This is a genomic window from Streptomyces sp. AC627_RSS907, assembly GCF_019049165.1.
The window spans coordinates 1-588 of sequence record NZ_JAGMUE010001498.1; the positions used below are offsets into that span (position 1 = coordinate 1).

General features: G+C 68.9%; 1 pseudogene. It reads right to left on the reverse strand.

Annotation, left to right across the window (positions count from 1 at the left end):
* Positions 1-588, reverse strand: a pseudogene (locus KUM32_RS42655) (DNA-directed RNA polymerase subunit beta'); the annotation flags it as partial.

A 588-nucleotide genomic window follows, 5' to 3' on the forward strand; every position in this document is an offset into this window, starting at 1 on the left:
CCTTCGCCTCGTACTCGTCCAGGATCGCCGGCTTCTCCGGCGGGCCGAGGATGTCGGAGAACGCGACGGTCACGCCCGAGCGGGTGGCCCAGTGGAAGCCGGCCGCCTTCAGGTTGTCCAGCGTCGCCGCCACGATGACCTTGGGGTAGCGCTCGGCCAGGTCGTTGACGATCTCGGAGAGCTGCTTCTTGCCCACCGAGTAGTCGACGAACGGGTAGTCCTCGGGCAGCAGCTCGTTGAAGAGCGCGCGGCCCAGCGAGGTGGTCAGCCGGAAGCTGTCACCCGGCTGGTACGGCCGGGTCAGCTCGCCGTGCTCGTCCTCCGTCGGCTCCGGCGGGGTCCAGCCCCGCGGCGGCATGGTGCCGACCGGGAAGCGGATGTCCACCTTGGCCTGGAGCGAGAGCTCCCGGTTGTCGAACGCCATGATCGCTTCGGCGGTCGAGCCGAAGGACCGGCCCTCGCCGATGACCTCGCGCTCCGCCTCGTCGGTGGTGAGGAAGAACAGACCGAGGACCATGTCCTGGGTCGGCATCGTCACCGGCCGGCCGTCGGCGGGCTTGAGGATGTTGTTCGAGGACAGCATCAGGA